Source organism: Falsiruegeria mediterranea M17 (assembly GCF_900302455.1).
In the GTDB taxonomy this organism is placed as follows: Bacteria; Pseudomonadota; Alphaproteobacteria; order Rhodobacterales; family Rhodobacteraceae; genus Falsiruegeria; species Falsiruegeria mediterranea.
On sequence record NZ_ONZG01000002.1, the window covers coordinates 339,493 to 365,172 of the forward strand.

Here is a 25,680-nt window from a genome sequence, read left to right on the forward strand (position 1 = left end):
GCGCCGCGCGCAGCGCGGCGCCTGGCCCAAAGCCGTTCGCTGAGCTGACGCAGTCAGGTTGGCCCGGGTGCGGGAGCGCCCCCGGAGCGTCGCCTGACCGCTGGGTGGGAGCGCATCTATTCACACAAAAAAGGCACCAGATAATCAGGGGCCTTTTGGGATCAACGCGCCAAAGTCACGTTTTGTGATCATCCTGTGCGTCCGGATCAGCTTGCCCTACCCCACGGAACACCGCCTTGAAGGGCAACACCCATGCAATCCCCAAGCCAATGTAGACCAACAACTCCAACCAGATCGGCGGACGGTTCAGCAAGCTCAGGACAAACACCACCATGATGATGTAGATCGGCATCCCAAGCAAAAGGATCACAAGGGCCCACCGACGGCGGGCCTTGTAGCTTAGTCCGGGTTTCTTTTGATCAGCCATCAGTCTGCAAAGGGGTCCGTGACAAGAATGGTGTCCTCACGTTCGGGCGAGGTAGAGAGTAGCGCAACAGGGCAGTCGATCAACTCTTCGACCCTGCGCACATACTTGATCGCGTTCGCAGGCAGCTCGGCCCAGCTGCGTGCCCCTTCGGTGGATTCGCTCCATCCTGGCATCTCTTCGTAGATGGGCGTGCAGCGCGCTTGCTGATCCGCAGCGGTCGGCAGATAGTCCAGACGCTCACCGTCCAGATCATAGCCCACGCAGATTTTCAGTGTCTCGAACCCGTCGAGCACGTCCAGCTTGGTCAGGGCAATACCGCTCACACCGCTGGTGGCGCAGGTTTGGCGCAGCAGAGCTGCGTCGAACCAGCCACAGCGACGCTTGCGGCCCGTGGTGGTGCCAAACTCATGTCCGCGCTCGCCCAACCGCTGACCGTCGTCATCATGCAGCTCGGTCGGAAACGGGCCTTCCCCCACGCGGGTGGTATAGGCTTTGACGATGCCCAGAACAAAGTCGATCGAATTCGGGCCAATGCCCACACCCGTGGCGGCCTGACCCGAGATCACATTGGACGAGGTGACAAACGGATAAGTGCCAAAGTCGATGTCCAGCAAAGCACCCTGCGCGCCTTCGAACAGGATCCGCTTGCCTGCTTTGCGTTTATCATTCAGCACCTTCCAGACAGGTGCAGCAAAGGGCAGGATTTTCGGCGCGATTTCCATGAGTTGCGCGATCAGCGCATCGCGATCCACCGCTTCGATGCCCAGGCCCTTGCGCAGCGGGTCGTGGTGCTGCAGCGCGCGGTCGACGCGCGCCTCAAGTGTTGCCTCGTCCGCCAGGTCGGCAACGCGTATCGCACGACGCCCGACCTTGTCCTCGTAGCACGGGCCGATACCGCGACCGGTGGTGCCGATCTTGGTGCCCTTGCTGGCAGCTTCTTCCCGCGCGCGATCAAGCTCGCCATGGATCGGCAGAATCAGCGGCGTGTTCTCGGCAATCATCAGCGTCTCGGGCGTGATCTCGACACCCTGCGCCTGCACGGTTTCGATTTCCTTGATCAGGTGCCAGGGATCAAGCACCACACCGTTGCCGATCACGCTCAGCTTGCCGCCACGCACGACGCCGGACGGCAAAGCGTGCAGCTTGTAGACCTTGCTGTCGATCACAAGGGTATGACCGGCGTTGTGACCGCCCTGGAACCGCGCAATCACATCAGCACGTTCGCTGAGCCAATCCACGATCTTGCCCTTACCCTCGTCGCCCCACTGGGCGCCGACTACTACGACATTGGCCATATCCGGTCCTTTGCTGCGAAGTATCAAACCCGCGTTCATATACATAGGCGCATGCAACAGTGAAACCGCAAATTCGCCGCAGGGTCGCCGAAACACTGGACAGCTGCGTCCATTTCAGCGATTCTGCGCGACAAAAAAGATGTGGCGGTGATTTTTTATGGGCATGTTTCTGCGATGGCTGTTTGCGTTCGCGCTGCTGACGCTGACCTATAATCCGACGGACTGGAACTATGTCCGCTGGACCATCGAGAATTATCAGGCGCATTTGTCCGTGGCGGTCCTGCTCGGGCTGATCCTGACAATCGGTTACATCATATACATCCGGGCCACCCTGCGCTCGATCGGCGGGTTTGGCATGGTTCTTGTCACTGCCGTTGTCGCAGCCCTGCTTTGGGTGCTCTACGATTTCGGTCTGCTGCAGCTGGATAACAAGAATGTGCAGGTCTGGCTGGGCATCCTGGCCCTGTCCATCGTTCTGGGAATCGGTCTAAGCTGGAGCCACGTCCGGCGCCAACTGGCCGGGCAGAGCGATGTGGATGATGTGGATGAGTAAGTCTGAGCAAAACTTCGAACAGTTCTACTACACCAAGGTCGGCCTAGGCGAAGGCTGCGGCTGTGCTGAAAAGATCATCGACGTGCACGAGTTCAACCGGCTGGCAGGCAAACCCCGGCTGCGCGCGCCGCGCCTGGCCTTGCCCACCCGCGCCGGTTTGCGCCGGTTCCTGCAAAAGGCAGGGCTGACCTCACGGCCCCGTTCCCGCGACTGAACCCGGCGGATGACACGTATCATCAAGGCAGCTGATCTTGTGCCAACGCCGTGGAAGAACGGCGGCGGCATCACGCACGAGATCGCCAGCCATGCTAGCAGTGGTGACGTGCACTGGCGCCTGAGCATTGCTGACGTGGATCGGGACGGTCCCTTTTCGTCTTTTCCGGGCCTGTCGCGCATCCTGACCGTGATTGAAGGGCGTGGTATGACGCTCCACGCGGCCAAGACGACGCTGCACGCCCTGCCCCACCAACCACTAGCCTTCGCCGGGGATCTACCGGTCGAGGGGCGCCTGAACGATGGCCCGGTCCGAAACTTCAACCTCATCTTCAACTCGCAGCAGGTCACACCGTCCGTAAGGCTTCACCAAGGGCCGCAAACACTGGCGCTGGCGCCAACAGATCATGCCATTCACGGACTCACCGGGGCGGTCGATTTGAACGGATCCACCCTTCACCCCGGAGATACCGCATTGATCACGGGTGGCGACATGCACCTCACTTACCAAACCCAAATCATCTGCGTGACGTTCTGAGCACGCCCGCGTGGCCGCTGGCCACGCCGCGGTGTTCGCCCCTCGATGGGGCGGACAGCGCGCCCGCCTAACGGCCCAGCGACACCGGTGCGCCGTGCGGCGTGGTCAGATAGGCCTCTTCCCAGGCGTCCTTGACCGGGGAAACCTCGCCCCTCAACGCCCCGCCATCTTCGTCCAGAACCGCCTCCAGCGTTTCAAGCCAGGCGTAAAAGTAATCATCGCCCCCATCCAACTCGCGCGACAATCCGTGCCGTTTCAAGGTGGCAGAAAACCGTTCCGCCCAGTCGGGCCAGGCAAACCTCCCGGTCTCGTTCAGATGTACTGTCAGAGCAAAGACCTGCGCATGCCAGGGCTCAGCAAAAACCGGCTCGGGTGCACTGTGTGTCACGCAGTCACTCATACCGGCTCCAGATAGCTTTGCCACAAATCCAGCACCACCTCGTCATCCGGGCTTTCCGCATCGGCCCAAAGCTCGGTTGCCGGAAACACCACCGCATAAAGCGGTTCAGGGGCCTCTCCCAGTCCATGCGCATTGCTGTCGGGCAAAACATGAGCGCCATGCCTCAGCAACACGCGCCCCAATGCCCCTTGGGCATACGCAGGCAACCGCGTGTGCCCACCATCTACAAATCTGTTCGCCGCAGGCCGCGTGGTTCGAACCTCCTGCCCTACGACAAAGGCCGGAGCCACATTCGACGGACGATCCGCCGGGCCGCCCTTGGCCAGGACACTCGGCACGGCCTCTGCCGTCATCGCCTTATGCGCCAGGGGGTGTGGGGCATCTCCACCCTCTCCCTTCAAGTCCTCCAGTGTCAGAACTCCGGTTTCCACCAGCAGATCCGCAAGCCCCGAGATCCATTTCTCGTAATAACTAAAGCGCGTGTAATCCTTGGGCGACAGCCGCTCTCGCGCATGGCGCGAAACATCGATGTTCCACTTGCCCAACGCGCCCGAAGCCAGCGTCACCGCCAACGCCCGTGCGTGCCAGTCCTTTTCGAACACCGGATCACCTTTGGCATCCGGCACCACAGGTCCATCGCCGAACCGTCCACCCATGTCATGCACGCGAGTCATGACGGGCCCCCTGCCAAGCCTGTGCCGATCATGCTGTCGCGGGTCACCAGTTCGGCAAGCTCGTCCTCCGACAGGCCCTCCGTGCCGTCTGGGCGCATAGGCAGCACCAGATACCGCACCTCGGCCGTTGAATCCCACACCCGCACGGATGTGCCCTTGGGCAGGGTCACCCCAAAATCCGCCAACACCTTGCGCGGCTCGCGCACCGCGCGGGCGCGGTAGGCGTCGGATTTGTACCAGCCCGGCGGGATGCCCAGCAAAGGCCACGGGTAACAACTGCACAAGGTACACACGACCATGTTGTGCTGCTCAGGCGTGTTTTCGACCACCACCATGTGTTCGCCCTGACGCCCATAATACCCTAGGTCGGCCACCACCGGCGTGGCATCTGCCAGCAACGCGGCCTTGAACTCCGGGTCCGTCCAGGCTCGCGCAACAACGCGTGCACCGTTCTTGGGACCGATGCGATTTTCGTAAGTATCGATCAACTCATCCAAAGCAGCCGGGTCAATGAGCCCTTTGCGGGTGAGAATCGTTTCCAGCGCCTTGACCCGCAGGGCGGGCTCGGGCGGCAACAGGGCGTGCGGGTGGTCGTGATCATCATGTGGCATACGTCGCATGATTGAACCACCATCGCCCCAAGTCCAGTGTCAAATCCGTGATAGGGTTGATCACGCCACGTGATGGCAAACTCCTCCCTTGCCCCTGACCGCAAACTTGCCTACATACCGCGCGGTACATACCACGCTCTGCAGGGTCTCCATGGAAAACGTCGTCCTCATCATTCACCTTCTCCTGGCTCTTGGCCTGATCGCCGTCGTTTTGATGCAGCGGTCCGAGGGCGGGGGTCTGGGCATGGGCGGCGGTGGCGGCGGTGCCGTTTCGGGTCGCGCAGCGGCCACGGCGCTTGGAAAGTTGACCTGGATTCTGGCAGCGGCCTTCATCGTGACTTCGATCACGCTGACCATCCTGGCCGCGCAGAAGTCCGCAGGCTCGTCGGTTATCGACCGTCTGGGCGTTCCCGCACCTGCATCCGAGCAGAGCACACCTGACGTTCCGGCAGGGTCCGACCTGTTGCCGCCCACACAAGGCGACAACGCACCGCTGGTTCCCAAAGCCGACTGAACCACTACACCTTGAATTATGGATGAGAACCGCAACAGCATCTTGCGGTTCTCTTGCGTTAGGCGCGCGAATCCTTTATGTGTGAAGTCCCGTGATGCAGTGGTTTTTGAGCATGTGTTCGAGGCCACCGGGCACCTGAATTTTGACCACTCACGGGGGCAGCCGAAAACTCATGGCGCGTTTTATCTTCATCACTGGCGGTGTTGTTTCTTCGCTTGGCAAGGGTCTGGCGTCAGCCGCCCTGGGATCGCTGCTGCAAGCACGTGGCTATTCAGTCCGCCTGCGCAAGCTGGACCCCTATCTGAACGTTGACCCTGGCACGATGTCGCCCTTTGAGCATGGCGAAGTGTTCGTGACCGACGATGGCGCGGAAACCGACCTGGACCTGGGCCATTACGAGCGTTTCACCGGTGTGCCTGCCCGCAAGACCGACTCGGTGTCGTCGGGTCGGATCTATTCCAACGTGCTCGAGAAAGAGCGCCGCGGTGATTACCTGGGCAAGACGATCCAGGTGGTTCCGCATGTCACCAACGAGATCAAGGACTTCATCTCGATCGGCGAGGATGAGGTCGATTTCATGCTGTGCGAGATCGGCGGCACCGTTGGCGATATCGAAGGCCTGCCGTTTTTCGAAGCCATCCGTCAGTTCAGCCACGACAAACCGCGCGGCCAGTGCATTTTCATGCACCTGACCCTGCTGCCCTATTTGGCAGCCTCGGGTGAGTTGAAAACAAAACCCACCCAGCACTCGGTCAAGGAACTGCAATCCATCGGTATCGCGCCCGACATTCTGGTCTGCCGCTCGGAACAGCCGATCCCGGACAAGGAGCGTGAGAAAATCGCGCTCTTCTGTAACGTTCGGAAAGAAGCCGTAGTGGCGGCCTATGACTTGGGTTCGATCTATGAAGCGCCGCTGGCCTATCATGAGCAGGGATTGGATCAGGCGGTCTTGGACGCCTTCAACATCTCGCCCGCACCCAAGCCCGATCTGGCCACCTGGAACGACGTCAAGGACCGCATCCACAACACCGATGGTGAAGTGAACGTTGCCATCGTCGGCAAATACACGCAGCTCGAAGATGCCTATAAGTCGATCAAAGAGGCGCTGACCCATGGTGGGATGGCCAACCGGGTCAAGGTGAACGTGTCCTGGGTGGATGCCGAAGTGTTCGACCAAAGCGACGCGGCACCCCATCTGGAAGGGTTCCATGCAATCCTGGTGCCCGGTGGTTTTGGCGAACGTGGCACCGAAGGCAAGATCAAAGCGGCCGAGTTTGCCCGCAGCCGAAAGATCCCCTACCTGGGCATCTGCCTGGGCATGCAGATGGCCGTTATCGAGGCCGCGCGCAATGTGGCGGGAATCAAGACCGCAGGGTCCGAGGAATTCGACCACGAAGCGGGCGAGAAACGATTCGAGCCCGTGGTTTATCACCTGAAGGAATGGGTACAGGGCAACCACACCGTTCAGCGCAAGGCCAATGACGACAAGGGCGGGACCATGCGCCTTGGGGCCTATGACGCGGCCCTGTCCGAAAGCTCGAAAGTGGCCGAAGTTTACGGGACCACCAGCATCGAGGAGCGTCACCGCCACCGCTATGAGGTGGACATCAAATACCGCGAGAAGCTGGAAGCTGCCGGCCTGAAATTCTCGGGGATGTCCCCCGACGGTCGCCTGCCCGAGATTGTGGAATGGGCAGACCATCCGTGGTTCATCGGGGTGCAGTTCCACCCCGAGCTGAAATCCAAACCCTTTGCGCCTCATCCTCTGTTTGCGGATTTTGTACGCGCAGCCAAGGACACCTCGCGTCTGGTTTGATCTGTTGACGGGGCGCGCGCGCCCCATCGCATCGGCCTTCCCCAGGGGATGTTCGAAAGAGCGAACCGCCTTGTCCCGTGGGACAAGAGCGGTTGCCATTTGACCACCCTCACGCCACTCTGCGCCTGATTGCATCAGGGAGCTTGAGATGGCCAAAGGGTATTGGGTGGCGCATGTCGATGTGGACGACATGGAGACTTACAAGAATTATATCGCGGCAAACGCCGCGCCGTTTGCGGAATATGGCGCCAGATTTCTGGTGCGTGGCGGCGACCAGCAAGTCCGCGAAGGTCACGCACGCGCGCGCACCGTCGTGTTGGAATTCGAAAGCTATGAAAAGGCGATCGAGTGTTATGAGAGTATCGGTTATCAAGCCGCCAAGGACATTCGCGATCCGGTTTCAACGGGCGATCTTGTCATCATCAAAGGCTACACCGGGTAGTTCACGCTTGGCGAGACGCAAAATATGGGGTAATTTCAGATCATGCTGAAGAAGTTTTTCCAGGCGTTTCGCCCATCTGACCCTGCCCCGTTGCCCGACCCGGATGCCGAGTTGGCCTTGGGGGCCTTGCTTGTGCGCGTGGCGCAGTCCGACCGGGATTACCAGCTCGAAGAGATCAGCCTGATCGACCGCATTCTGGCCCGTCTTTATCAGCACAACGCGATCGAGGCCGCAAAAGTGCGTGCCACTTGCGAAAAACTGCATGCCGCAGCCCCCGAAACCGACACCTTTGGCCGCCTGATCCGCGAGACCACGGGACTTGAGGAACGTATGGCCGCACTGGACGCCCTGTGGGAGGTTGTTCTGGCCGACGGGGAGCAGCAGGAAGGCGAGATCAAGATCGTCGAAGAGGCGCGAATCGCCATGGGGTTGAGCTTCAAGGACAGCGAAGCAGCCCGCCGCCGCGCGATGGAAAAAGTCTGAGCGCGAACCACGGTCCCTCTTGGCGCAGCGCAATAGCGCACCTATACCTTTCAACATGTTTCGTGATTTTCTGACGCGGCTGACGCAGCCGGAGCCCGCCCAACTTCCTGACGAAGATGCCCGCCTTGCGCTGACCGCGCTTTTGGTGCGCATTGCCAAGTCGGACAATGATTACGCCCCCGAAGAGATGGCCCGCATCGACCGCATCACCGCGGCGCGCTATGGCATGTCTCCGTTCGAGGCGGCAGGTCTGCGCTCGCAGGCCGAAGGGTTGGAGTCCGAAGCCCCTGACACCGTGCGATTTACCCGCGCGATCAAGGATGCAGTGGCTTATGAGGACCGTCGCGCCGTGGTCGAGGCGCTGTGGTCAGTGGTTCTGGCCGATGGCGAACGAGCCGAGGAAGAAGACGCGCTGCTACGCCTGGTGGCCAACCTGCTGGGTGTGAATGACCGCGATTCGGCGCTTGCCCGGCAAAAAGCGGCCCGTTCATGACCGCGATGCTCGGCATGTATGACATGCCCGCCCTGCAAGACGCCAATGACACCTTTTGGGCCGCGATCCGCGCGCATTTGGGGGACGGCCCCGAGACCCTGGACCGGAACCGGGACTTCTGGGACATCTGGCATGACCCAAGCATGGTGTTTTCACAGACCTGCGGTATGCCCTATCGCACCAAGCTGCATGGCACGGTTACCTTGATCGGTACGCCGGATTATGGCCTGCCCGACTGCCCACCCGGCTACTACTACTCGACCTTTGTGGCGCGCTCGGATGATCCCCGTCCGCTGGACGAATTGGTGACCGGCACATTCGCCTATAACGAGCCGTTGTCGCAATCGGGATGGGCGGCGCCAACGACACATCTGCACTCTCTGGGATTGACGGTGGACACTCTACTGCAATCAGGTGGCCATGCCCTGTCGGCTCAGGCGGTGGCCGATGAGCGCGCGGACCTTGCCGCCTTGGATGCGCTGACATGGGTTCTGCTAACCGAACATCAACCGGATCTGGCGGGCAAACTGCGCGTTGTGACCAGCACGGACCCCACGCCAACCTTGCCTTACGTCACCGCCCAATCCCGCGATCCGGCCCCGATCGCGGCCGCCGTTCGGGCCGCGATTGCCGCGATGGATGAGGACACGCGGCAGTTGCTGCACATCCGGGGGCTGATCGACATACCCGCAGAGGTGTATTTGGCTGTCCCAACACCGCCTTCGCCCGACTAAAAAGACAGTTCCGTATGGTCAATTCGGCGCTTTCCGGGGCGAAACATTCGTTTTGCAAGTTGCATTGCGACAAAAATTCAGCCCTATTAGCCCATCAAAACCGGTACAAACCTTCGGATTCCACGTGTCAGACACACCTCCTGTCATCCAGATCAAGAACCTGCACAAAAGCTTTGGCCAGCTCGAAGTGCTCAAAGGTGTCGATATCACGGCCCACCGGGGCGACGTTGTTTCACTGATCGGATCGTCAGGCTCGGGAAAGTCCACACTGCTGCGCTGCTGCAACCTGTTGGAAGACAGCCAACAGGGCGAGATCCTGTTCAAGGGCGAGCCGGTCGCATGGAAGGGTGAACACCACGGGCGTCGCCCTGCCGATCCCAAACAGGTTCTGCGCATCCGCACAAACCTGTCGATGGTGTTCCAGCAGTTCAACCTGTGGGCTCATATGACCATCCTGCAAAACGTGATGGAGGCGCCGGTCACAGTACTGGGCCGCGACAAAGCCGAGGTCGAGGAAAGCGCGCGCAAGTACCTGCATCAGGTGGGCATTGGCGACAAATGCGACGTCTATCCGGCACAGCTGTCGGGTGGCCAGCAACAGCGTGCCGCCATCGCGCGCGGCTTGTGCATGGAGCCAGAGGCGCTGCTCTTTGACGAGCCCACATCGGCGCTTGACCCCGAGCTGGAACAGGAAGTGATCAAGGTTATCAAGGATCTGGCGGCCGAGGGGCGCACGATGATCATCGTGACCCATGACATGAAAATGGCCGCTGATATTTCCAGCCACGTGGTGTTCCTGCACCAGGGGCTGATCGAAGAAGAGGGCACGCCGGACGAGTTGTTCGGCGCACCCAAATCCGAACGCCTGCAGGGCTTTCTTTCCGCCACGCAGGCTGCATAAACTGTAAAAACAACCACCAACGGGGAGCTACAGATGAAAAAACTGATCCTGACCACGGCTGCACTGGCACTGACTGCCGGTATGGCGATGGCCGACACCGTCCGCATGGGCACCGAAGGCGCCTACCCTCCGTACAACTTCATCAATGACGCCGGCGAGATCGACGGCTTTGAGCGTGAGTTGGGCGATGAGATGTGCAAACGCGCCGGTCTGACCTGCGAGTGGGTCAAGAACGACTGGGATTCGATCATTCCGAACCTGGTCTCGGGCAACTACGACACCATCATCGCCGGCATGTCGATCACCGCCGAGCGTGACGAAGTCATCGACTTCACTCAGAACTATCAGCCCCCCGCGGCGTCGGCCTATGTTGCCGCGGCCGAAGGTGCTGACGTGACCGGTGGCGTTGTGGCTGCTCAGACCGCAACCATCCAGGCGGGTCACGTGGCCGAATCCGGTGCAACTCTGGTTGAGTTTGCAACTCCGGAAGAAACAATCGCAGCCGTACGCAACGGCGAAGCAGATGCCGTTCTGGCCGACCGTGACTATCTGACCCCGTTGGTCGAAGAATCGAACGGCGAGCTGGTCTTTGTTGGCGACCCGGTTCCGCTGGGCGGTGGCGTTGGCATGGGCCTGCGTGAATCCGACGGCGAACTGCGCGGCAAGTTTGACGCAGCCATCACCTCGATGAAAGAGGACGGCTCGCTGAACGCATTGCTGATCAAGTGGTTCGGCGAAGACACCCGCACCTACTGATCTTTGCGTCTTGCGGTCCCGCACATCATGTGCGGGACCGTTTCTTTGGCTGATCGTGCCCGATCGCCAAACCTGCCCCGCCCAAGGCTGACTTGATGTTTTCCTACTGCGCCGATCCTGACACGCTTGGCACCTTTCGTTGGTTCTCGTGCTATCTGACCAACGGCGTGCACATGTCGTTCTACCTGTCCTTCATCAAGGTTCTGGCCCTTCTGGCCATCACCGCGCCCGTGGCGCTGGCCTTTGGCTTTGCGGGGGCCATGTCGGCCCGGTCGCATATTCCGCCCGTAAGCTGGCTGGGCAAGGGGTACATCGCCATCGTGCGCGGTGTGCCGGACATTGCGTTTTTCCTGTTCTTTGTCATCGCATTGGATCAGGCATTCGAATGGACGCGGCACCAAATCCTCTGCCCCGATTGGACTGACCCGATCCGGCAAGGCAACGATTTTCTGGTCTGCGCGCAGGCCAAACTGCCCCTGGGCACCTCGCCCGAATGGGTCCATGAAACATACGGCTTTTTCCTCGCCGTCATCACCTTTGCCATCGTCTTTGGCGCCTTTGCTGCCAACGTGCTCTTTGGCGGCATGCGTGCCGTGCCCCATGCCCAACTGGAAACGGCTGAGGCTTACGGCATGTCCCGCCGCCAGACGTTCTGGCGCGTTCTGGTACCACAGATGTGGGTCTATGCCCTGCCCGGTCTGTCGAACCTCTGGATGGTGTTGATCAAAGCCACGCCGCTGTTGTTCCTGCTGGGCGTCGAAGACATCGTCTATTGGGCGCGCGAGCTGGGTGGCACCAAGACATCCAAGTTCACCGCGTACCCGCATGGTGACTGGCGCATGTGGTACTTCTTGTTCCTGCTGGTGTTCTACCTGGCCTTCACCCGTGTGTCCGAGATCGCGCTGGAGCGTCTGATGCAAAAGCTCAGCCACGGACAGGCCACCACAGGCGGAGAAGCGCAACGCAAGGAGGCCGTGGCATGAGCTGTCTTCAGACCATCCAGGACTATGGCCTGCGTTCCCTTGGCTATGGCGAGCGCCTGCTGCCCAAGACCGACTTTACCTTATGCGAACAGTTCACCCTGATCGGGTCAGGCATGATCTGGAACGTCTATTTCGGCGTGATGGCACTGGTGACCGGGTTTTTCTTTGCCACCGCCCTGGCGCTTGGCAAGGCATCGAGCAACATCTGGCTGCGTAAACCGTCGGAATGGTTCATCTTCATCTTCCGAGGCTCGCCGCTCTTTATTCAGTTCTTCTTTGCCTACTTCTTCTTCCTGTCTCTGAAGAAGGCTTATCCGATGTTTGACGCCTTCACCTCGGCCTGGCTGGGGGCGCTGATTGTGCTGTTCTTCAACACTGCTGCCTATTCGGGTGAGATCTTTTACGGCGCGCTGCGCTCGATCCCCAAGGGCGACGTCGAGGCGGCGGATGCCTATGGCATGTCGGGCTGGGCGCGGTTCCGCCGCATCATCTGGCCCACCATGCTGCGTCTGGCCTGGCCTGCCTACACGAACGAGGCGATCTTTCTGTTCCACGCCACGACGCTCGTGTTCTTTTCGGCTTTCCCGGCCTGGCGGCAAAAGGGCGATGCGCTGTATTACGCCAGCTATTTTGCGGACAAGACGTTCAACCCGTTTGTGCCCTACCCTATTCTCGCCTTCTACTTCATCCTGCTCACGCTGGTGATCGTGGGCATCTTTGGCATGATCAACACGCGGCTGAACCGGCATCTGCCCAAAGCCAGGAAGGCCAAGATGCGCTTTCGCCCCAACCTGGCGCGCTAAGAGGTCAGCGTGACCTCAGCGGCGAACTCTGCCCGCACAACGTCGCGGATCAGATCTGCAAAGCGCGCAAAAGCTGGTGGTTCGCCGCTGGCTGCGCGCCAGGCCAACCCAATCTGCCGATAAAGCGGCGGGCGCAGATCCAAGACCGAGACATCGGGATCACGCAGGTTGACCTCGGACCGCACGTAGAGCGCAGGCAGCAGCGTCACCCCCATGCCCAACGACACCATCTGGCGCAGCGCATCTAGGCTCGTGCCCTCGAAATCATTCCGCAAGGTGGCGCCGGTATCGACGCCCAACCCCGTGACCTGAGTATGCAGCGCAAACGCCGGACTGAGGCTGAGCAGGCTCTCCCCCGACAGATCCGCCCGCACCGCCTGTTTGCGCTCGGCCAACGGATGCTCTCGCGCCACTGCCAGGCTGAGCGGTTCGCGAAAAAGGGTGCGCAGCCGAAGGTTATCACCGGGCACCGGCAGCTGTGTCAGAATCATGTCGTGACGCCCTGCGATCAGATCCTCAACCAATTCCTTGGGGGTGCTGTCGCGGATCACCAGCTTGAGGTCAGGATAGCTCTGATGCAACTGCCGCAGCACCCGCGGCAGCAGGTAAGGCCCGATCGTTGGTGACGACCCCAAACGAAGCGTGCCCGACATCTCGGACCGCGACGGGCCCGCGACATGCACCAACCTGTCGACCTCGCGCAGGACCCGTTCGGCCTGCGCCGCCGCCTCTCGACCGGTGGGGGTCAGGATCAAACCGCTGCGCTTGCGCTCGATCAATCTGGCGCCAAGGGCCTCTTCCAGCGCAGCGATCTGCAGGCTGAGCGACGGTTGACTGATCCCCAGCTGTTGCGCCGCGCGACGGTATTGGAGCGTGGAACTGAGCACGGCAAAGTACCGGATCTGGCGCAGGGTGATGTTGGACACGCGAATTCCCCCTCTCCCCATAGATAGATATTTCCTATCTTACTTTCCATTATCATTGCCTTCATCCCGCATGAAACAAACCCATCTTTGTCTTGTGATCTTCACCGGTCACACCGTTTCATGCAGTAAGGAGGCTTTCATGAAGACCAGTCCAAAGGTCAGCAAGTTCTCACTCGGGATCAACGTGGCGCGGTTGCGCAAAAGCCACCGAGACCTGAAATCCCAGATCGCCCGAGAACTGCGCCGACCCGCGCCGTGTACCTTGGCCCTGCAGCAACTCAAACGTCGACGCCTGCAGATCAAGGACGAGATCGCGCGCTGCCTCGACCGTTTGCGCCGCCTCGAAGCGTCCTCGACCCTCCCGCCACATATGGCATAAGGAACCAAAGATGTTCTTTCCCTTCGTTTACCGCCGCTCCGGCCTCAACCCGATGCACAGCCCGGACCTGACCGACATGCGCCGCGCCATTCTGGAAGAGGATGATGATGGGCCCGACGGTGGCTTCTACCTGTCCCAGCATGCAGACCCAAAAAACGCGAATGCGACACAGGCGGACCTGCGCCGTCCGATGTAACGCCAAGTCGGTCCCAGGGCGCGCGCCGGGACCGGTTTTTAGCTAGGCGTCGTGTATCGGAACCTGCCATACTGCTGTGGCACTATCGAGCAGGGACGAGAAAGACATGGATCGCCGAACCTTTATCGCGCAGGCCTGCGCGACAGCTCTTGCCGGGTTCACACCGCTTGCCGGGACTGCGGCCGAGGGCCGCCGCCCAAACGGGTTTATCCGCACCAATTGGAGCCGCGATCCCTATAGCCGGGGGGCCTATTCCTTTTTTGCCAAGGGATCGAAGCGACGCCATACAAGGGACCTCGCAGAGCCCGTGGGCGCCCGTGTCTTCTTTGCCGGAGAGGCCGCGCATCCGGACTACAACAGCACCGTTCACGCGGCTTTGGAATCAGGACAATTGGCCGCGCGGGCTGTGCGACGCGCCAAGCACAAACGCGTCATTGTCATTGGGGCCGGCATCAGCGGCCTTGCGGCAGCACGGCAGCTTGCCGACGCCGGTTTCGATGTCGTGGTGCTTGAGGCTCGGGGCCGCATAGGCGGACGGATCTGGACCGACAGGCGATTGCGGCAGCCCCTTGATCTGGGGGCCAGCTGGCTGCACGGCACGCGCGGCAATCCATTGACCGGTCTCACCCGGTCTCAGGGCATGCCCCACCGCGTCACTGGCGACAGCTATGTCATCCGGGGCAAGGATGGGCGCCGTATGCGGGACGCCGACGCACCCGATTGGCTGGACCAGGTGGCTGAGGTGCAGCACGACGCCGGGGCCAGCCTGAACGAATTGAACCTGAGCGCCTATCTGACAGATAACGACTATGACGGCGACGAGTGGATTTTCCCCAAAGGCTATGACGCAGTGTTGCGCGCCTTTAACCGCGGTCTCGACATCCGCCTGAAAACGGATGTGCGCCAGATCCAGATGACATCAACCGGTGTGCAGCTGCGGGATGCCGCAGGCACAGAGTTCGCAGCGGACGCGGTCATCGTTTCGGTCCCCTTGGGCGTTCTGAAAACCGATCACATCCGCTTTGAGCCCGCCCTGCCCAAGCCAAAGAGGCAGGCGATCGCCAAGCTTGGCATGGGACTGTTGGACAAGGTCTATCTGCGCTATGACGCCGTGTTCTGGGACGCTGACACCACTTGGATCATGACGCCCGAGAACGGCCTGCCAAAGGGGCAATTCAACCAATGGCTTAACCTAGCGCCTTACATCGGCGCGCCCCTTCTTGTGGCCTTCAACGGAGCACAGCCTGCCCGCGACCTTGCTCGCGCATCGGACAAGCAGATCCTGAATATGGCGCAACAGACCCTGGATCGGGCCTATCCGGGATGAGGTTGAAAAACGACCGCTCGCAAAATTTGATCAAATCTAGTGACAAGACCCCATCGGCTCGGCTATCTCTCGGGAAACGAGATTGGAGCGTCCCATGGACCTTGCACAGTTTGACACCTTTCGCGTCGCCGCCGTTGACCTGAACGGGCAACTTCGGGGCAAACGTGTTCCCGCAATTTACGCCGGAAAGCTGGACAAAGGCGCCGTACGCATCCCGTTCTCGGCGCTGAATGTGGACCTGTGGGGGGCGGATATCGAAAACAGCCCCCTGGTCTTTGAAAGCGGTGATGCCGACGGCGTTCTGCGCCCGACCGAACGGGGAGCCGTGCCGACGCCCTGGCTGGCGCAGCCTTCGGCGATGGTGCCGATGGCGCTCTATCACGATGACGGCGCGCGCTTTGACGGTGACCCGCGCCATGCTTTGGCCGATGTGCTGGATCGCTACGCCGCGCGCGGGTGGACCGTGATCGCGGCAACCGAGTTGGAATTCACCCTGATCGACGACAGTGGTGATACCCCGCAACCACCCCACAGCCCAGTGACGGGACGCGCGCTTGAAGATATGGCGGTGCTGTCCATGGCCGAGCTTGACGCTTTTGACGAGTTCTTTTCCGACCTCTACGCAGGGTGCGCCGATATGGGCATCCCGGCGCAGACCGCGATATCCGAATCCGGGATCGGCCAGTTCGAGGTCAACCTGAACCATCAGGACGCGATGCGATGCGCCGATGATACCCTGTTGTTCAAGGTTTTGGTGCGCGGCTTGGCCCGCAAACACGGGTTTGCCGCCACCTTCATGGCCAAACCCTATGACGACGATGCGGGCAACGGAATGCATGTGCATTACTCCGTTGTTGATGCGGATGGCGTGAATGTCTTTGACAATGGCGGCCCTGACGGCACCGACCTGCTGCGCCAAGCCGTGGCTGGATGTCTGGCCGCAATGCCCGATTGTACGCTGATCTTTGCGCCCCATGGCAATTCCTACACGCGGCTGGTTCCTGGCGCGCATGCCCCAACCGGGGCGTGCTGGGCCTATGAAAACCGCACCGCAGCCCTGCGCATTCCCGGCGGCCCGTCTGCTGCACGTCGGATCGAGCACCGCGTCGCAGGCGGTGACACCAACCCCTATCTGATGCTGGCCGCCGTGTTGGGGGCCGCGATGGTCGGGATTGAGGACGCAATGGAGCCCCCCACCCCAATCTCTGGCAATGCCTATGCCCTGGATGGCGTGCCACAATTGGCTCCTGACTGGCCCTCGGCGGTTTCGCGCTTTGAGGACAGCGATTTAGTGGCACGCATCTTTTCCGCCGACCTGATCCGCAACTTGGCGATGACCAAACGGCAAGAGATCACGCTCTTTGCCGAACGTCCGACGGAACGTCACTGGCTCAGCTACCTGGAAACCGTCTGACGCCCTTGCGAGCAATGCCTTGCTCGGGTAACGTAGAATTTGATCAAATTTGGTGACCCATGAAAATCGGTATTCTGATAACCGGCCACGCCCCGGATGCCCTGATCGGCAAAACGGGCGACTATGACAAGATCTTTGCCCGGCTTCTGAGCGGTCACGGACATGACTTCGACTTTGCCGCCTATGCGGTTGTCGACAATGAATTCCCCGATGGCGCCGAGGATTGCGACGGGTGGCTGCTGACTGGTTCAAAACATGGCGCCTACGAAGACCACGACTGGATCCCGCCGCTGGAACAGCTGATCCGCGACATCCACGCCCGCGGACTGCCCATGATCGGCGTCTGTTTTGGCCATCAGATCATTGCCCAGGCACTAGGTGGCAAAGTCGAGAAGTTCAGCGGCGGATGGGCCATCGGCCCCACCGAGTATGACTATGGCGACCGTCAGATGACCATGAACGCCTGGCATCAGGATCAGGTGACCGAATTGCCCGACGGGGCAAAGGTGCTTGCAGGCAACGATTTTTGCAAGAACGCGGTGCTGGCCTATGGCGACACCACCTGGACCGTGCAGCCGCACCCTGAGTTCGACAACGGATTTGTCGACGGCCTGATCAAGGCGCGCGGGCGCGGGCTGGTTCCCGACACCATTCTCAACGCCGCCGAAACCCGGTTGGCAGATACCATCGACAGCCCGCAGATCGCGCGCGAGATGGCCGTTTTTTTTGCAAAAGCAGGTGCAGCATGACCGATTGGAAAGACAATCTCCCCGAAGCCGCAAAAACCTATCTGGACGGGAGGCGCCTAGATGAGGTCGAATGCGTGATCTCGGACTTGCCCGGCATCGCGCGTGGCAAAGCGGTGCCTGCCAGCAAATTTGCCAAACAGGACTATTTCCACCTGCCCGACAGCATCTTCTACCAGACCATCACTGGCGACTGGGGAGAGGCCGCTGGCGACGACGGCTTCATTGAAAAAGACATGATCCTGAAGCCCGACATGTCTACTGCAACCGCTGCGCCCTGGACCGGCGATTGGACGTTGCAAGTGATCCACGATGCCTATGATCGCGACGGCGAGGCGATCCCGTACTCGCCGCGCAACGTGCTCAAACGCGTCGTGCAGCTCTATCGGGACCAAGGATGGGAGCCGATCGTGGCCCCTGAGATGGAGTTCTTCCTGGTCGCCCGCAACGTGGATCCGGCCAAAGAGATCGAGCCGATGATGGGCCGTTCGGGTCGCCCGGCGGCGGCGCGACAGGCCTATTCGATGACGGCCGTGGACGAGTTTGGTCCGGTGATCGACGACATCTATGACTTTGCCGAACACCAGGGGTTTGAGATTGACGGCATCACACAGGAAGGCGGCGCCGGTCAGCTGGAGATCAACCTGCTGCACGGCGATCCGGTCAAGCTGGCGGATGAGGTGTTCTATTTCAAGCGCCTGATCCGCGAGGCAGCCTTGCGCCACGACTGCTTTGCCACATTCATGGCCAAACCGATCGAGGATGAGCCCGGCAGCGCCATGCACATTCACCATTCGATCCTGGACATTGAAACGGGCCAGAACATCTTTGTCGGGCCACAATGTGGCGAGACCGACGCCTTTTATCATTTCATCGCCGGGCTGCAGAACCACCTGCCCTCTGGCCTTGCGGTCATGGCGCCATATGTGAACTCTTACCGTCGCTACGTGAAAGACCATGCCGCGCCGATCAACCTGGAATGGGCGCGTGACAACCGCACAACCGGCATTCGAGTGCCCTTGTCCGGCCCGGCAGCGCGCCGGGTCGAAAACCGGATCGCGGGCATGGACTGCAACCCTTACCTGGGCATCGCGGTCTCGCTGGCGTGCGGTTATCTAGGCCTGACCGAGCAACTGCGCCCGCGTCGGCAATTCTATGGCGATGCCTATGAGGGCGAAGGCGACATCCCACAGGTTCTTGGCCAAGCTCTGGACATGTTCGACGGCGCCAAGGCCCTGCATGAGGTGCTGGGCCCTGAATTTGCGCGGGTCTTTTCCATCGTCAAACGCGCCGAATACGAAGAGTTTTTGCAAGTGATCTCGCCCTGGGAGCGCGAACACTTGCTGCTGAACGTCTGATCCCGATCAGCCTTTGATGGCTGTTGGTATCGAACTGACCCGCCCCGGATCGCTCCGGTGGCGGGTTTCTTTTTGCGGTGTCATAGAACTTTGGCTTGGCAGGGGGAGGGCTTTGTTTTAGATTTCCCAAAGGGAACCTGTAGGAATTTGAAATATGAAGACTCCCCCAAACGTCCATGCGGCTGAACCCATTCCCGCCGCAGCCCGCGAAGCCATCGACACATTGCTGACCTCTGGCGACCTGTTTCGCTATACCGCGCCCCAAGACGCGCCCGTTGCGTTGCTGGAACGTGAGTTTGCCGATCTTTTGGGGTCCAGATACGCGCTTGCCGTGTCGTCCTGCTCGGCTGCGCTGTTCCTGTCCCTCAAGGCTCTGGATCTGCCGCGTGACGCCCGTGTTCTGATCCCTGGCTTCACCTTTGCCGCTGTGCCATCATCGGTCGTGCATGCCGATTGCGTGCCTGTCCTATGCGAAGTGGGCGACAACTATCGCATCGACTTGGATGATTTTGCAGCCAAGCTCGACAGTGTTCAGGCGGTGATCATCAGCCACATGCGTGGCCATACCTCAGACATGGACGCGATCATGGACCTGTGCCAGGCACGCGATATCCCGGTGATCGAGGATGCTGCCCATTCGCTGGGGACCACCTGGAACGGGCGGAACATCGGGACCATCGGCAAGATCGGTTGCTTCAGCTTTCAATCCTACAAGATGATCAACGCAGGCGAAGGTGGCATCCTGATCACCGACGACGCCGATCTAGTGGCGCGTGCCATCATCATGTCTGGCGCTTACGAGCACAATTGGAAAAAACACCCCGTTCTGCAAGACAGCTTTGCCAAATGGCAGAACCAGTTGCCGCTCTATAACCTGCGGATGAGCAACCTGAGTGCCGCTGTGATCCGCCCGCAGCTGCCCGAACTGGCGCGCCGGGTGCGCGACGGGCTGACCAATCACGACTACGTCGCCGCGCGGCTCACCACCTCAGCCTACATCGACGTGCCCGCACCGCTGCCCGCAGAACGCCGCGCCCCGGATTCGATCCAGTTCAACCTGCAAGGATTGGACGAGGCCGAAATCCGGCAATTTGCCCAAGCTGCCGAAGCGCGTGGGGTCAAGGTGCAGGTGTTCGGGCTGAGCGATGACAACGCCCGCGCCTTTTGGAACTGGCAATTCATCCCCGACCTACCCGAGCTGCCGCAGACCCGCGCCATGCTGATGCGCGCCTGCGACGTCCGCTTGCCAGTGGCACTGACACGCGACGATCTCGATGCCGTCGCCGATATCCTGCTCGAGGCAATGGCCGAGGCCGTCGGCCCCGTGCGCAGCTACGGCACCTGAGAGTCCGACACATCAGCACGATCGGTGCCGCGCCGGGCGCAGCCCGGCGCCCGGCCCAACGGGAGGCGGAGTTTCGTCAGAAACTCTGCCGACGGGCGGGAGCACCCCGAGCAGCAAAAAGCCGCGCTTGTTCATCAAGCGCGACTGGCAATATCTCTATATATCGATGGGGTTGTCAGCTCAGCTTGGAGAGCTTGTTCTGCAAATCGGCCAGCTGTTTCTTGATCTCGTCCAGATCTTCACCGCCCTCATCCGACTTGGCGCTCTCAGACGGGTCTGGGGCTGACCAGTTCGAGGACAACCCACCGGTCATCGCCTTCAGAAACGCCTCTTGCTGCGCCTGCATGGCCTCAAAGCCCGGGATCTGGGCCATCGGGTTCATGGCGTTCATGTTTTCCATCATCTTCGACTGGCTTTCGCGCAGCATCTCAAACGAGGATTGCAGGAACTGGGGCATCATGCCCCCGCCAGGCACCATATAGCTGCGGACCAGATCGTTGAGCACATTCACTGGCAGCACGTTCTCGCCACGGCTTTCATGTTCAGCGATGATCTGCAGCAGATATTGCCGGGTCAAATCATCACCTGTCTTCAAGTCCACGATCTGAACCTCGCGGCCATCCCGGATGAACCCGGCGATATCCTCAAGCGTCACGTAATCGCTGGTTTCGGTGTTATAGAGCCGTCGGCTGGCATAGCGCTTGATCAGCAGTGGTTTTTCTTGTTCTGCCACCGAGTTTCCTCCCCAGGAATGATGCATTGCAGCAGCGAGACTATGCGAGCGCAGAACAAAAGAAAAGAGGTCAGGTCTTGACCAGGACTTCGACACCTTGGGCTTAGGCAAAAAGAAAGGGCAGGTCGTTTGACCTGCCCTGCACGGGATGCACCAAAAAGATGGGAGGAGAGGGTTCGGTGCGACCCGCTCTGTCGCTTACTTGGCAGCTGCTTTTTTGGCTGCGGCGGTCACGTCGTTGGTGGCCTTTTTCACAGCGGCAGTTGCGTCTTCGGTGATGTCTTTGCCGGCAGCCATGAACAGCTCAACGGTGTCCATCTGAACTTTTTTCGCGATTTCAGCAAAAGCAGCCATGTTTTCAGCAGCAACTTCGGCCGAAGCGGATGCGAAATCGGTTGCCGCTTTGGCATAGTCGGCCGGGTCGGTTTTTGCTTTCGAAACTTCGGTCAGCTTGGCCAGGGTGTCCTTGGTCCATTTGTTCGAAATCTCGGCCGATTTCTCAGCGGCTTCCAGAGCAACGTTCGACAGCTTTTCGTTCAGGGTCGCGGTCGACTTGAACGCGTCTTCCATTGCGGTGGTGTCGACGGGGAATGCGCCCATGACGTCTTTCATGATCGCGGTAAAGTCTTGGGTCTTTGCCATTGTACTAATCCTCTTTGCTGTCCGGGCCCACCCCGGTGTTCGTCAGCTTGAGAGGAATATGCTTTCTGCATTGCAGCATTTCAAGAATTTTCTTGCTGCAATGCAGAAAAAACTTCACTTACACAATAAAATCAACCACTTGCCTTCACGGAAACATAAGTTCCAGGCGCAGGCGACAGTGGGGGATGCTTCGAATCGCCCGGTTCACGCGCCGGGACCTGCTTGCCCGAGCGCTTCTTCAACCAAGCCTCCCACATCGGCCACCAGGATCCTGCGTGGTAATCTGCTTCGTTCATCCAGGTCTCGGCATCCCCTTTCAGATCGGGGTTCAGGTAGTGACCGTATTTTTTCTTGCTGGGCGGGTTCACGATGCCCGCGATGTGACCCGACTCTGAAACCACGAAGGTCTTGGACCGCGACCCCGCTTTCTGAACGCCGCGATAACAGTCCTTCCAAGCGGCGATGTGGTCGGTCTGACAGGTGATCGCCACTAACGGCACATCCACGTCACTGATATGCAGCTTGTGCCCCATCAGCTCATAGCCATCGGTCACAAACTCGTTGCGTTGGCACAGGCCACGCAGATATTGCATCGCCATCTTCGCCGGCAGGTTCGACCCATCCCCATTCCAATAAAGCAGATCAAAGGCGGGCGGTGTCTCGCCCAACATGTAGCTGCGAATGGCCGGCGTATAGATCAGGTCATTGGACCGCAGGAACGACATGGTGCGCCCGATCACCCAGGACCGCAGTATGCCATCCTTGCCCACCTGTTCCTCGATCCCGTCGATAAAATCATCCTGCAGGAAGGGCGTGAATTCCCCCTGCTCCGAGAAATCGGTCAAAGTGGTGAAGAACGTTGCCGACTTGATCGACTTGTCTCCGCGCTGTTTCAACAAAGAAAGCGTCAGGTTCAGCGTTGTGCCCGCGATGCAGTACCCTACGGCGTTGACCTGCTTGACCTTGCAGATCTCCTTTGCTGTTTCGATGGCTGTCAGGAAACCGTCCTGGATGTAGTCTTCCATTCCAACATCAGCCAGCTCTGCCTTGGGATTGACCCAGCTGACCACAAACAGGGTATACCCCTGCTCGGTCACCCATTTGATCAGGCTGTTCTGGGCCTTGAGGTCGAGAATATAGAATTTGTTGATCCAGGGCGGGAACAGAACGATGGGGGTTTCATGAACCGTCTCGGTAACCGGGCTGTATTGGATCAGCTCCATCATCCGGTTGCGGTACACTACCTCGCCCGGCGTCGTTGCGACATTGCTCCCCAATTCAAACGCGCTTTCATCCGCAAGGCGCACAACCAGTTCACCATCATTGGCCTCAAGATCGGCGACAAGGTTCTCCAACCCTTTGACCAGAGACTGGCCTTCGGTTTCAACCGCACGCTCCAACGCGTCGGGGTTGGTCGCCAGGAAATTCGTGGGCGCCATCATGTCGATGATCTGTTGCGAGAAATAGGCCAGACGGCGCTGATCATTGGGCTCCAAATCGTGTTTGGCCGTTTCGACCGCCTGCGCGATGGCCTTGGCGTTGGTCTGGTACTGCTGCTTGACGAAATGGAAATACGGGTTGTTGTCCCACATGGGGTTGGAAAAGCGGCGATCCCTCGGGGTGTCTTCGTCTGCCTCGACGCCGCCCTTGGCGAGCGCTTGCTGCGCTTCGGCAAAATTCATCACCGATTTGCCCCAAAACTCGATCTGCTGCTCCCACAGCTTGGCGGGGTTATGAATGGCGTCATTCCAATAGGCCGTTGCTGCTCTTGCAAAAAGCTCTTGATTCGGACCATCCAAAGCAGGCGAATGAGGCGTCTTATGCGCCATGACCTCGACCAGGCGTTTCGACAGGATTTCGACTTTGGCCATATTTTCCTTAAGCCGATCAATGTGTTCGCCGGTCAATTCCGGTGCGGTGTCTTGGCTAGTTGTCATTTTAAGGAAACCCTCTTAATCTCGCTGCTATGCAGAATAACGTCGTGGGTTTGCGGGGACAAAGCGACGAATGGTCCGAACTGTTCGGTGCTATCAATTAGGAGACCCATTTATGCGCTATATGATGACCTACGACTTCATGGAAACCATGCGCAACACCAACCAATGGCTTGGCGCATCGGCAAATTCTCTGGCATCGTACCCGGTCTTTTCCATGATGCCAAACCCTGCGTTGAGTTGGATGGCAGCCTGGGGCGAAGTGACGGAACGCACTTACCAGCGTATGGTCGTCAAGCCCGATTGGGGCATCCGCACCTTTACCTGCGAAGACGGCAAGGACCACCTGGTCGACATTTCTACCGTGGTGGAACGCCCCTTTGGCGATCTGGTGCATTTCAAGGTGAACGGGCGCGAAGAACAGCCCCGCAAGGTCTTGCTGGTGGCACCGATGTCCGGGCACTATGCCACGCTGCTGCGATCCACGGTCAAGAGCCTGATCGTCAACTGCGAAGTTTACGTCACCGACTGGCACAACGCGCGTGACATCCCAGTCTCGGCCGGCAAATTCGACGTCGAAGACTACACCCAGTACCTGGTTGATTTCATGCGCGAAATGGGCCCAGACACCCATGTGATCGCCGTTTGCCAGCCCGCGCCGCTGACACTGGCGGCAACCGCATTTCTGGCCGAACAGGACCCCGATGCACAGCCCCTGTCCCTGACCCTGATCGGCGGCCCAGTCGACCCGGACGCAACGCCCACCGAGGTGACCGATTTTGGCCGCCGCGTGACCATGGGGCAGCTCGAAGAGACGATGATCCAGCGCGTCGGGTTCAAATACAAAGGTGTGGGGCGCATGGTCTATCCCGGCCTGTTGCAGCTGACCTCGTTCATGTCGATGAATGCCGAGCGCCATTCCAAAGCGTTCTCGGACCAGATCCAGCGCGTGATGCGCGGCGAAGCGTCGGATCACGATGCCCACAACCGTTTCTATGACGAGTATCTGGCCGTCATGGACATGCCCGCAGAATTCTATCTGTCGACCGTCGAGCGTGTCTTCAAGAACCGCGAGATCGCCAAGAACGAATTTGTGGTGAACGGCCACAAGGTCGACATGAGCAAGATCACCAAGGTCGCGGTGAAGACCGTCGAAGGGGCAAATGACGACATCTCGGCTCCCGGTCAGTGCATTGCAGCATTGGACCTGTGCACCGGCCTGCCGGACAGCAAAAAGGCAAGCCATGTTGAGCCCGGCGCGGGTCACTATGGCATTTTCGCAGGCCGCAGCTGGCGCGACAACATCCGCCCTCTGGTCATCGACTTCATGAACGCCAATGCCAAGCGCACCCCAGCGCGCAAACCGGCGCAAAAGGCTGCCAACAAGAACACGGCGGCCTGATTGTGGCCCGGGGGATGGATCCCTTGGGCTTTTCCTGCGGCTGTGGCGCGCTCAAGGGGCACGTCACGGCCGAGGGTGTGCGCTCTGGCAGCCATGTTCTCTGCTACTGTCCCGACTGCCGGGCGGGTGAGCTTTATTTTCAGCAACCAGACCCCGCTCCTGGCCCGGTCGACATCTTTCAGCTGAGCCCTGATACGGTGGTCATCGATCAAGGGGCCGAGCATCTGGCCGCGATCCGGCTCAGCCCCAACGGCATGTTTCGCTGGTATGCCAAGTGTTGTGACACGCCGCTGTGCACCACGATGAAATCTGCCAAGACGCCCTTTGCCGGGATGAGCGTCGACCGCTTTGACGATCCAGACCGTTTGGGACCGGTTGTGTCCAAAGGGTTTGTCCCTGCCCCGGACGGCAGCCGGAAACACGAAACCGCCTATCGGGCGGCGTGGCCTTTGATCAAGCGAATGGCTGTTGCGCGCCTGTCTGGGCGCTGGAAGCAAACCCCGTTCTTTGACGCGAAGACGAATGCGCCGGTTGTAGAACCGCGCGTCATCGACAAATCGGAACGCGCCCCACTCTATCGCTGACCTCATTTCATGCGCGGCCTGTCAGCCTTGCGTCCTGCGGACGGACCAGTTGCAAGGC

The 25,680-nt window shown here is 59.9% G+C and carries 31 protein-coding genes; 22 read left to right on the top strand and 9 right to left on the bottom strand.

Going from position 1 to position 25,680, the window contains the following annotated elements:
* Positions 1-175: 175 nt before the first annotated feature.
* Positions 176-427, bottom strand: coding sequence for a DUF2842 domain-containing protein (locus tag TRM7615_RS04920; RefSeq protein ID WP_108785782.1), 252 nt, complete (start codon positions 425-427; stop codon positions 176-178).
* Positions 427-1,722 (bottom strand): adenylosuccinate synthase, encoded by a 1,296-nt coding sequence (locus TRM7615_RS04925; RefSeq protein ID WP_108785783.1) that lies wholly within the window; start codon positions 1,720-1,722, stop codon positions 427-429. Before TRM7615_RS04925 ends, TRM7615_RS04920 begins: the two co-directional genes overlap by 1 nt.
* Before the next feature lie 157 nt (positions 1,723-1,879).
* On the opposite strand from TRM7615_RS04925, the gene TRM7615_RS04930 reads away from it, so the two are divergent.
* The 3 genes from TRM7615_RS04930 to TRM7615_RS04940 are packed head-to-tail and all read left to right on the top strand — an operon-like array spanning position 1,880 to position 3,026.
* Positions 1,880-2,275, top strand: coding sequence for a DUF6524 family protein (locus TRM7615_RS04930; protein WP_108785784.1), 396 nt, complete (start codon positions 1,880-1,882; stop codon positions 2,273-2,275).
* Positions 2,268-2,489, top strand: coding sequence for a hypothetical protein (locus tag TRM7615_RS04935; RefSeq protein WP_108785785.1), 222 nt, complete (start codon positions 2,268-2,270; stop codon positions 2,487-2,489). The genes TRM7615_RS04930 and TRM7615_RS04935 overlap by 8 nt, the downstream gene beginning before the upstream one ends.
* 9 nt (positions 2,490-2,498) lie before the next feature.
* Positions 2,499-3,026: a HutD/Ves family protein gene (locus tag TRM7615_RS04940; protein ID WP_108785786.1), complete on the top strand. Its 528-nt coding sequence runs from the start codon at positions 2,499-2,501 to the stop codon at positions 3,024-3,026.
* 67 nt (positions 3,027-3,093) lie between these two features.
* On the opposite strand, the gene TRM7615_RS04945 is transcribed toward TRM7615_RS04940, so the two are convergent.
* Genes TRM7615_RS04945 through nthA form a run of 3 tightly spaced genes read right to left on the bottom strand, consistent with a single transcriptional unit; the run spans position 3,094 to position 4,711 of the window.
* Positions 3,094-3,426, bottom strand: a complete 333-nt coding sequence (locus TRM7615_RS04945) for a nitrile hydratase accessory protein (RefSeq protein WP_108785787.1) — start codon at positions 3,424-3,426, stop codon at positions 3,094-3,096.
* Positions 3,423-4,100: a nitrile hydratase subunit beta gene (nthB, locus tag TRM7615_RS04950; protein WP_108785788.1), complete on the bottom strand. Its 678-nt coding sequence runs from the start codon at positions 4,098-4,100 to the stop codon at positions 3,423-3,425. Before nthB ends, TRM7615_RS04945 begins: the two co-directional genes overlap by 4 nt.
* Positions 4,097-4,711 carry a nitrile hydratase subunit alpha gene (gene nthA, locus TRM7615_RS04955; protein ID WP_108785789.1) on the bottom strand — a complete coding sequence of 205 codons (615 nt, stop codon included), beginning with the start codon at positions 4,709-4,711 and terminating at the stop codon, positions 4,097-4,099. Before nthA ends, nthB begins: the two co-directional genes overlap by 4 nt.
* Positions 4,712-4,862: 151 nt before the next feature.
* Between nthA and secG the strand changes: the two genes are divergently transcribed.
* The 10 genes from secG to TRM7615_RS05005 all read left to right on the top strand — a co-directional run bounded on the left by secG (position 4,863) and on the right by TRM7615_RS05005 (position 12,636).
* On the top strand, positions 4,863-5,225 hold the full coding sequence (gene secG, locus TRM7615_RS04960; RefSeq protein WP_085796781.1) for a preprotein translocase subunit SecG: 363 nt from the start codon (positions 4,863-4,865) through the stop codon (positions 5,223-5,225).
* Between the two features lie 172 nt (positions 5,226-5,397).
* Positions 5,398-7,041, top strand: coding sequence for a CTP synthase (gene pyrG / locus TRM7615_RS04965; protein ID WP_108785790.1), 1,644 nt, complete (start codon positions 5,398-5,400; stop codon positions 7,039-7,041).
* 148 nt (positions 7,042-7,189) lie between these two features.
* The gene (locus TRM7615_RS04970; protein WP_108785791.1) at positions 7,190-7,483 is read left to right on the top strand and encodes a DUF1330 domain-containing protein; all 294 of its coding nucleotides are present in this window, start codon (positions 7,190-7,192) and stop codon (positions 7,481-7,483) included.
* Between the two features lie 42 nt (positions 7,484-7,525).
* Entirely contained in the window at positions 7,526-7,966 is a 441-nt protein-coding gene (locus TRM7615_RS04975; protein WP_108785792.1) for a tellurite resistance TerB family protein, read from the top strand.
* A 55-nt stretch (positions 7,967-8,021) separates the two neighbouring features.
* Positions 8,022-8,459, top strand: coding sequence for a tellurite resistance TerB family protein (locus TRM7615_RS04980; RefSeq protein WP_108785793.1), 438 nt, complete (start codon positions 8,022-8,024; stop codon positions 8,457-8,459).
* On the top strand, positions 8,456-9,193 hold the full coding sequence (locus TRM7615_RS04985; protein ID WP_108785794.1) for a phosphate/phosphite/phosphonate ABC transporter substrate-binding protein: 738 nt from the start codon (positions 8,456-8,458) through the stop codon (positions 9,191-9,193). The genes TRM7615_RS04980 and TRM7615_RS04985 overlap by 4 nt, the downstream gene beginning before the upstream one ends.
* Before the next feature lie 124 nt (positions 9,194-9,317).
* Complete coding sequence (locus TRM7615_RS04990; RefSeq protein ID WP_108785795.1) at positions 9,318-10,094, top strand: ABC transporter ATP-binding protein; 777 nt, start codon at positions 9,318-9,320, stop codon at positions 10,092-10,094.
* 33 nt (positions 10,095-10,127) lie between these two features.
* The gene (locus tag TRM7615_RS04995; RefSeq protein WP_108785796.1) at positions 10,128-10,850 is read left to right on the top strand and encodes a transporter substrate-binding domain-containing protein; all 723 of its coding nucleotides are present in this window, start codon (positions 10,128-10,130) and stop codon (positions 10,848-10,850) included.
* 95 nt (positions 10,851-10,945) lie between these two features.
* Positions 10,946-11,833 carry an ABC transporter permease gene (locus TRM7615_RS05000; protein ID WP_108785797.1) on the top strand — a complete coding sequence of 296 codons (888 nt, stop codon included), beginning with the start codon at positions 10,946-10,948 and terminating at the stop codon, positions 11,831-11,833.
* Complete coding sequence (locus tag TRM7615_RS05005) at positions 11,830-12,636, top strand: ABC transporter permease (protein ID WP_108785798.1); 807 nt, start codon at positions 11,830-11,832, stop codon at positions 12,634-12,636. The genes TRM7615_RS05000 and TRM7615_RS05005 overlap by 4 nt, the downstream gene beginning before the upstream one ends.
* Here TRM7615_RS05005 and TRM7615_RS05010 read toward each other — a convergent pair.
* Complete coding sequence (locus TRM7615_RS05010) at positions 12,633-13,562, bottom strand: hydrogen peroxide-inducible genes activator (protein ID WP_108785799.1); 930 nt, start codon at positions 13,560-13,562, stop codon at positions 12,633-12,635. The genes TRM7615_RS05005 and TRM7615_RS05010 overlap by 4 nt on opposite strands.
* A 139-nt stretch (positions 13,563-13,701) precedes the next feature.
* Here TRM7615_RS05010 and TRM7615_RS05015 point away from each other — a divergent pair, with 139 nt between their 5' ends.
* The 7 genes from TRM7615_RS05015 (at position 13,702) to TRM7615_RS05045 (ending at position 20,327) form a co-directional block, all read left to right on the top strand.
* Positions 13,702-13,941 carry a YdcH family protein gene (locus TRM7615_RS05015; RefSeq protein ID WP_108785800.1) on the top strand — a complete coding sequence of 80 codons (240 nt, stop codon included), beginning with the start codon at positions 13,702-13,704 and terminating at the stop codon, positions 13,939-13,941.
* A 10-nt stretch (positions 13,942-13,951) separates the two neighbouring features.
* Positions 13,952-14,137, top strand: a complete 186-nt coding sequence (locus TRM7615_RS05020) for a hypothetical protein (protein ID WP_108785801.1) — start codon at positions 13,952-13,954, stop codon at positions 14,135-14,137.
* Between the two features lie 106 nt (positions 14,138-14,243).
* Positions 14,244-15,464, top strand: a complete 1,221-nt coding sequence (locus TRM7615_RS05025; RefSeq protein WP_108785802.1) for an FAD-dependent oxidoreductase — start codon at positions 14,244-14,246, stop codon at positions 15,462-15,464.
* Between the two features lie 94 nt (positions 15,465-15,558).
* Positions 15,559-16,878, top strand: coding sequence for a glutamine synthetase family protein (locus TRM7615_RS05030; protein ID WP_108785803.1), 1,320 nt, complete (start codon positions 15,559-15,561; stop codon positions 16,876-16,878).
* Positions 16,879-16,937: 59 nt separating this feature from the next.
* The gene (locus TRM7615_RS05035) at positions 16,938-17,627 is read left to right on the top strand and encodes a type 1 glutamine amidotransferase (RefSeq protein ID WP_108785804.1); all 690 of its coding nucleotides are present in this window, start codon (positions 16,938-16,940) and stop codon (positions 17,625-17,627) included.
* Positions 17,624-18,982, top strand: a complete 1,359-nt coding sequence (locus TRM7615_RS05040; protein WP_108785805.1) for a glutamine synthetase family protein — start codon at positions 17,624-17,626, stop codon at positions 18,980-18,982. The genes TRM7615_RS05035 and TRM7615_RS05040 overlap by 4 nt, the downstream gene beginning before the upstream one ends.
* A 154-nt stretch (positions 18,983-19,136) precedes the next feature.
* Positions 19,137-20,327 (top strand): DegT/DnrJ/EryC1/StrS family aminotransferase, encoded by a 1,191-nt coding sequence (locus TRM7615_RS05045; RefSeq protein WP_108785806.1) that lies wholly within the window; start codon positions 19,137-19,139, stop codon positions 20,325-20,327.
* Positions 20,328-20,502: 175 nt separating this feature from the next.
* On the opposite strand, the gene phaR is transcribed toward TRM7615_RS05045, so the two are convergent.
* The 3 genes from phaR to TRM7615_RS05060 all read right to left on the bottom strand — a co-directional run bounded on the left by phaR (position 20,503) and on the right by TRM7615_RS05060 (position 23,639).
* Positions 20,503-21,060, bottom strand: coding sequence for a polyhydroxyalkanoate synthesis repressor PhaR (gene phaR / locus TRM7615_RS05050; protein ID WP_108785807.1), 558 nt, complete (start codon positions 21,058-21,060; stop codon positions 20,503-20,505).
* A gap of 198 nt (positions 21,061-21,258) precedes the next feature.
* Complete coding sequence (locus TRM7615_RS05055; protein ID WP_108785808.1) at positions 21,259-21,702, bottom strand: phasin family protein; 444 nt, start codon at positions 21,700-21,702, stop codon at positions 21,259-21,261.
* A 131-nt stretch (positions 21,703-21,833) separates the two neighbouring features.
* Positions 21,834-23,639 carry a PHA/PHB synthase family protein gene (locus TRM7615_RS05060; protein WP_108785809.1) on the bottom strand — a complete coding sequence of 602 codons (1,806 nt, stop codon included), beginning with the start codon at positions 23,637-23,639 and terminating at the stop codon, positions 21,834-21,836.
* Positions 23,640-23,751: 112 nt separating this feature from the next.
* Here TRM7615_RS05060 and phaZ point away from each other — a divergent pair, with 112 nt between their 5' ends.
* Entirely contained in the window at positions 23,752-25,038 is a 1,287-nt protein-coding gene (gene phaZ, locus TRM7615_RS05065; protein WP_108785810.1) for a polyhydroxyalkanoate depolymerase, read from the top strand.
* 14 nt (positions 25,039-25,052) lie between these two features.
* Positions 25,053-25,622, top strand: a complete 570-nt coding sequence (locus TRM7615_RS05070) for a DUF6151 family protein (RefSeq protein ID WP_108786004.1) — start codon at positions 25,053-25,055, stop codon at positions 25,620-25,622.
* Positions 25,623-25,680 lie beyond the last annotated feature (58 nt).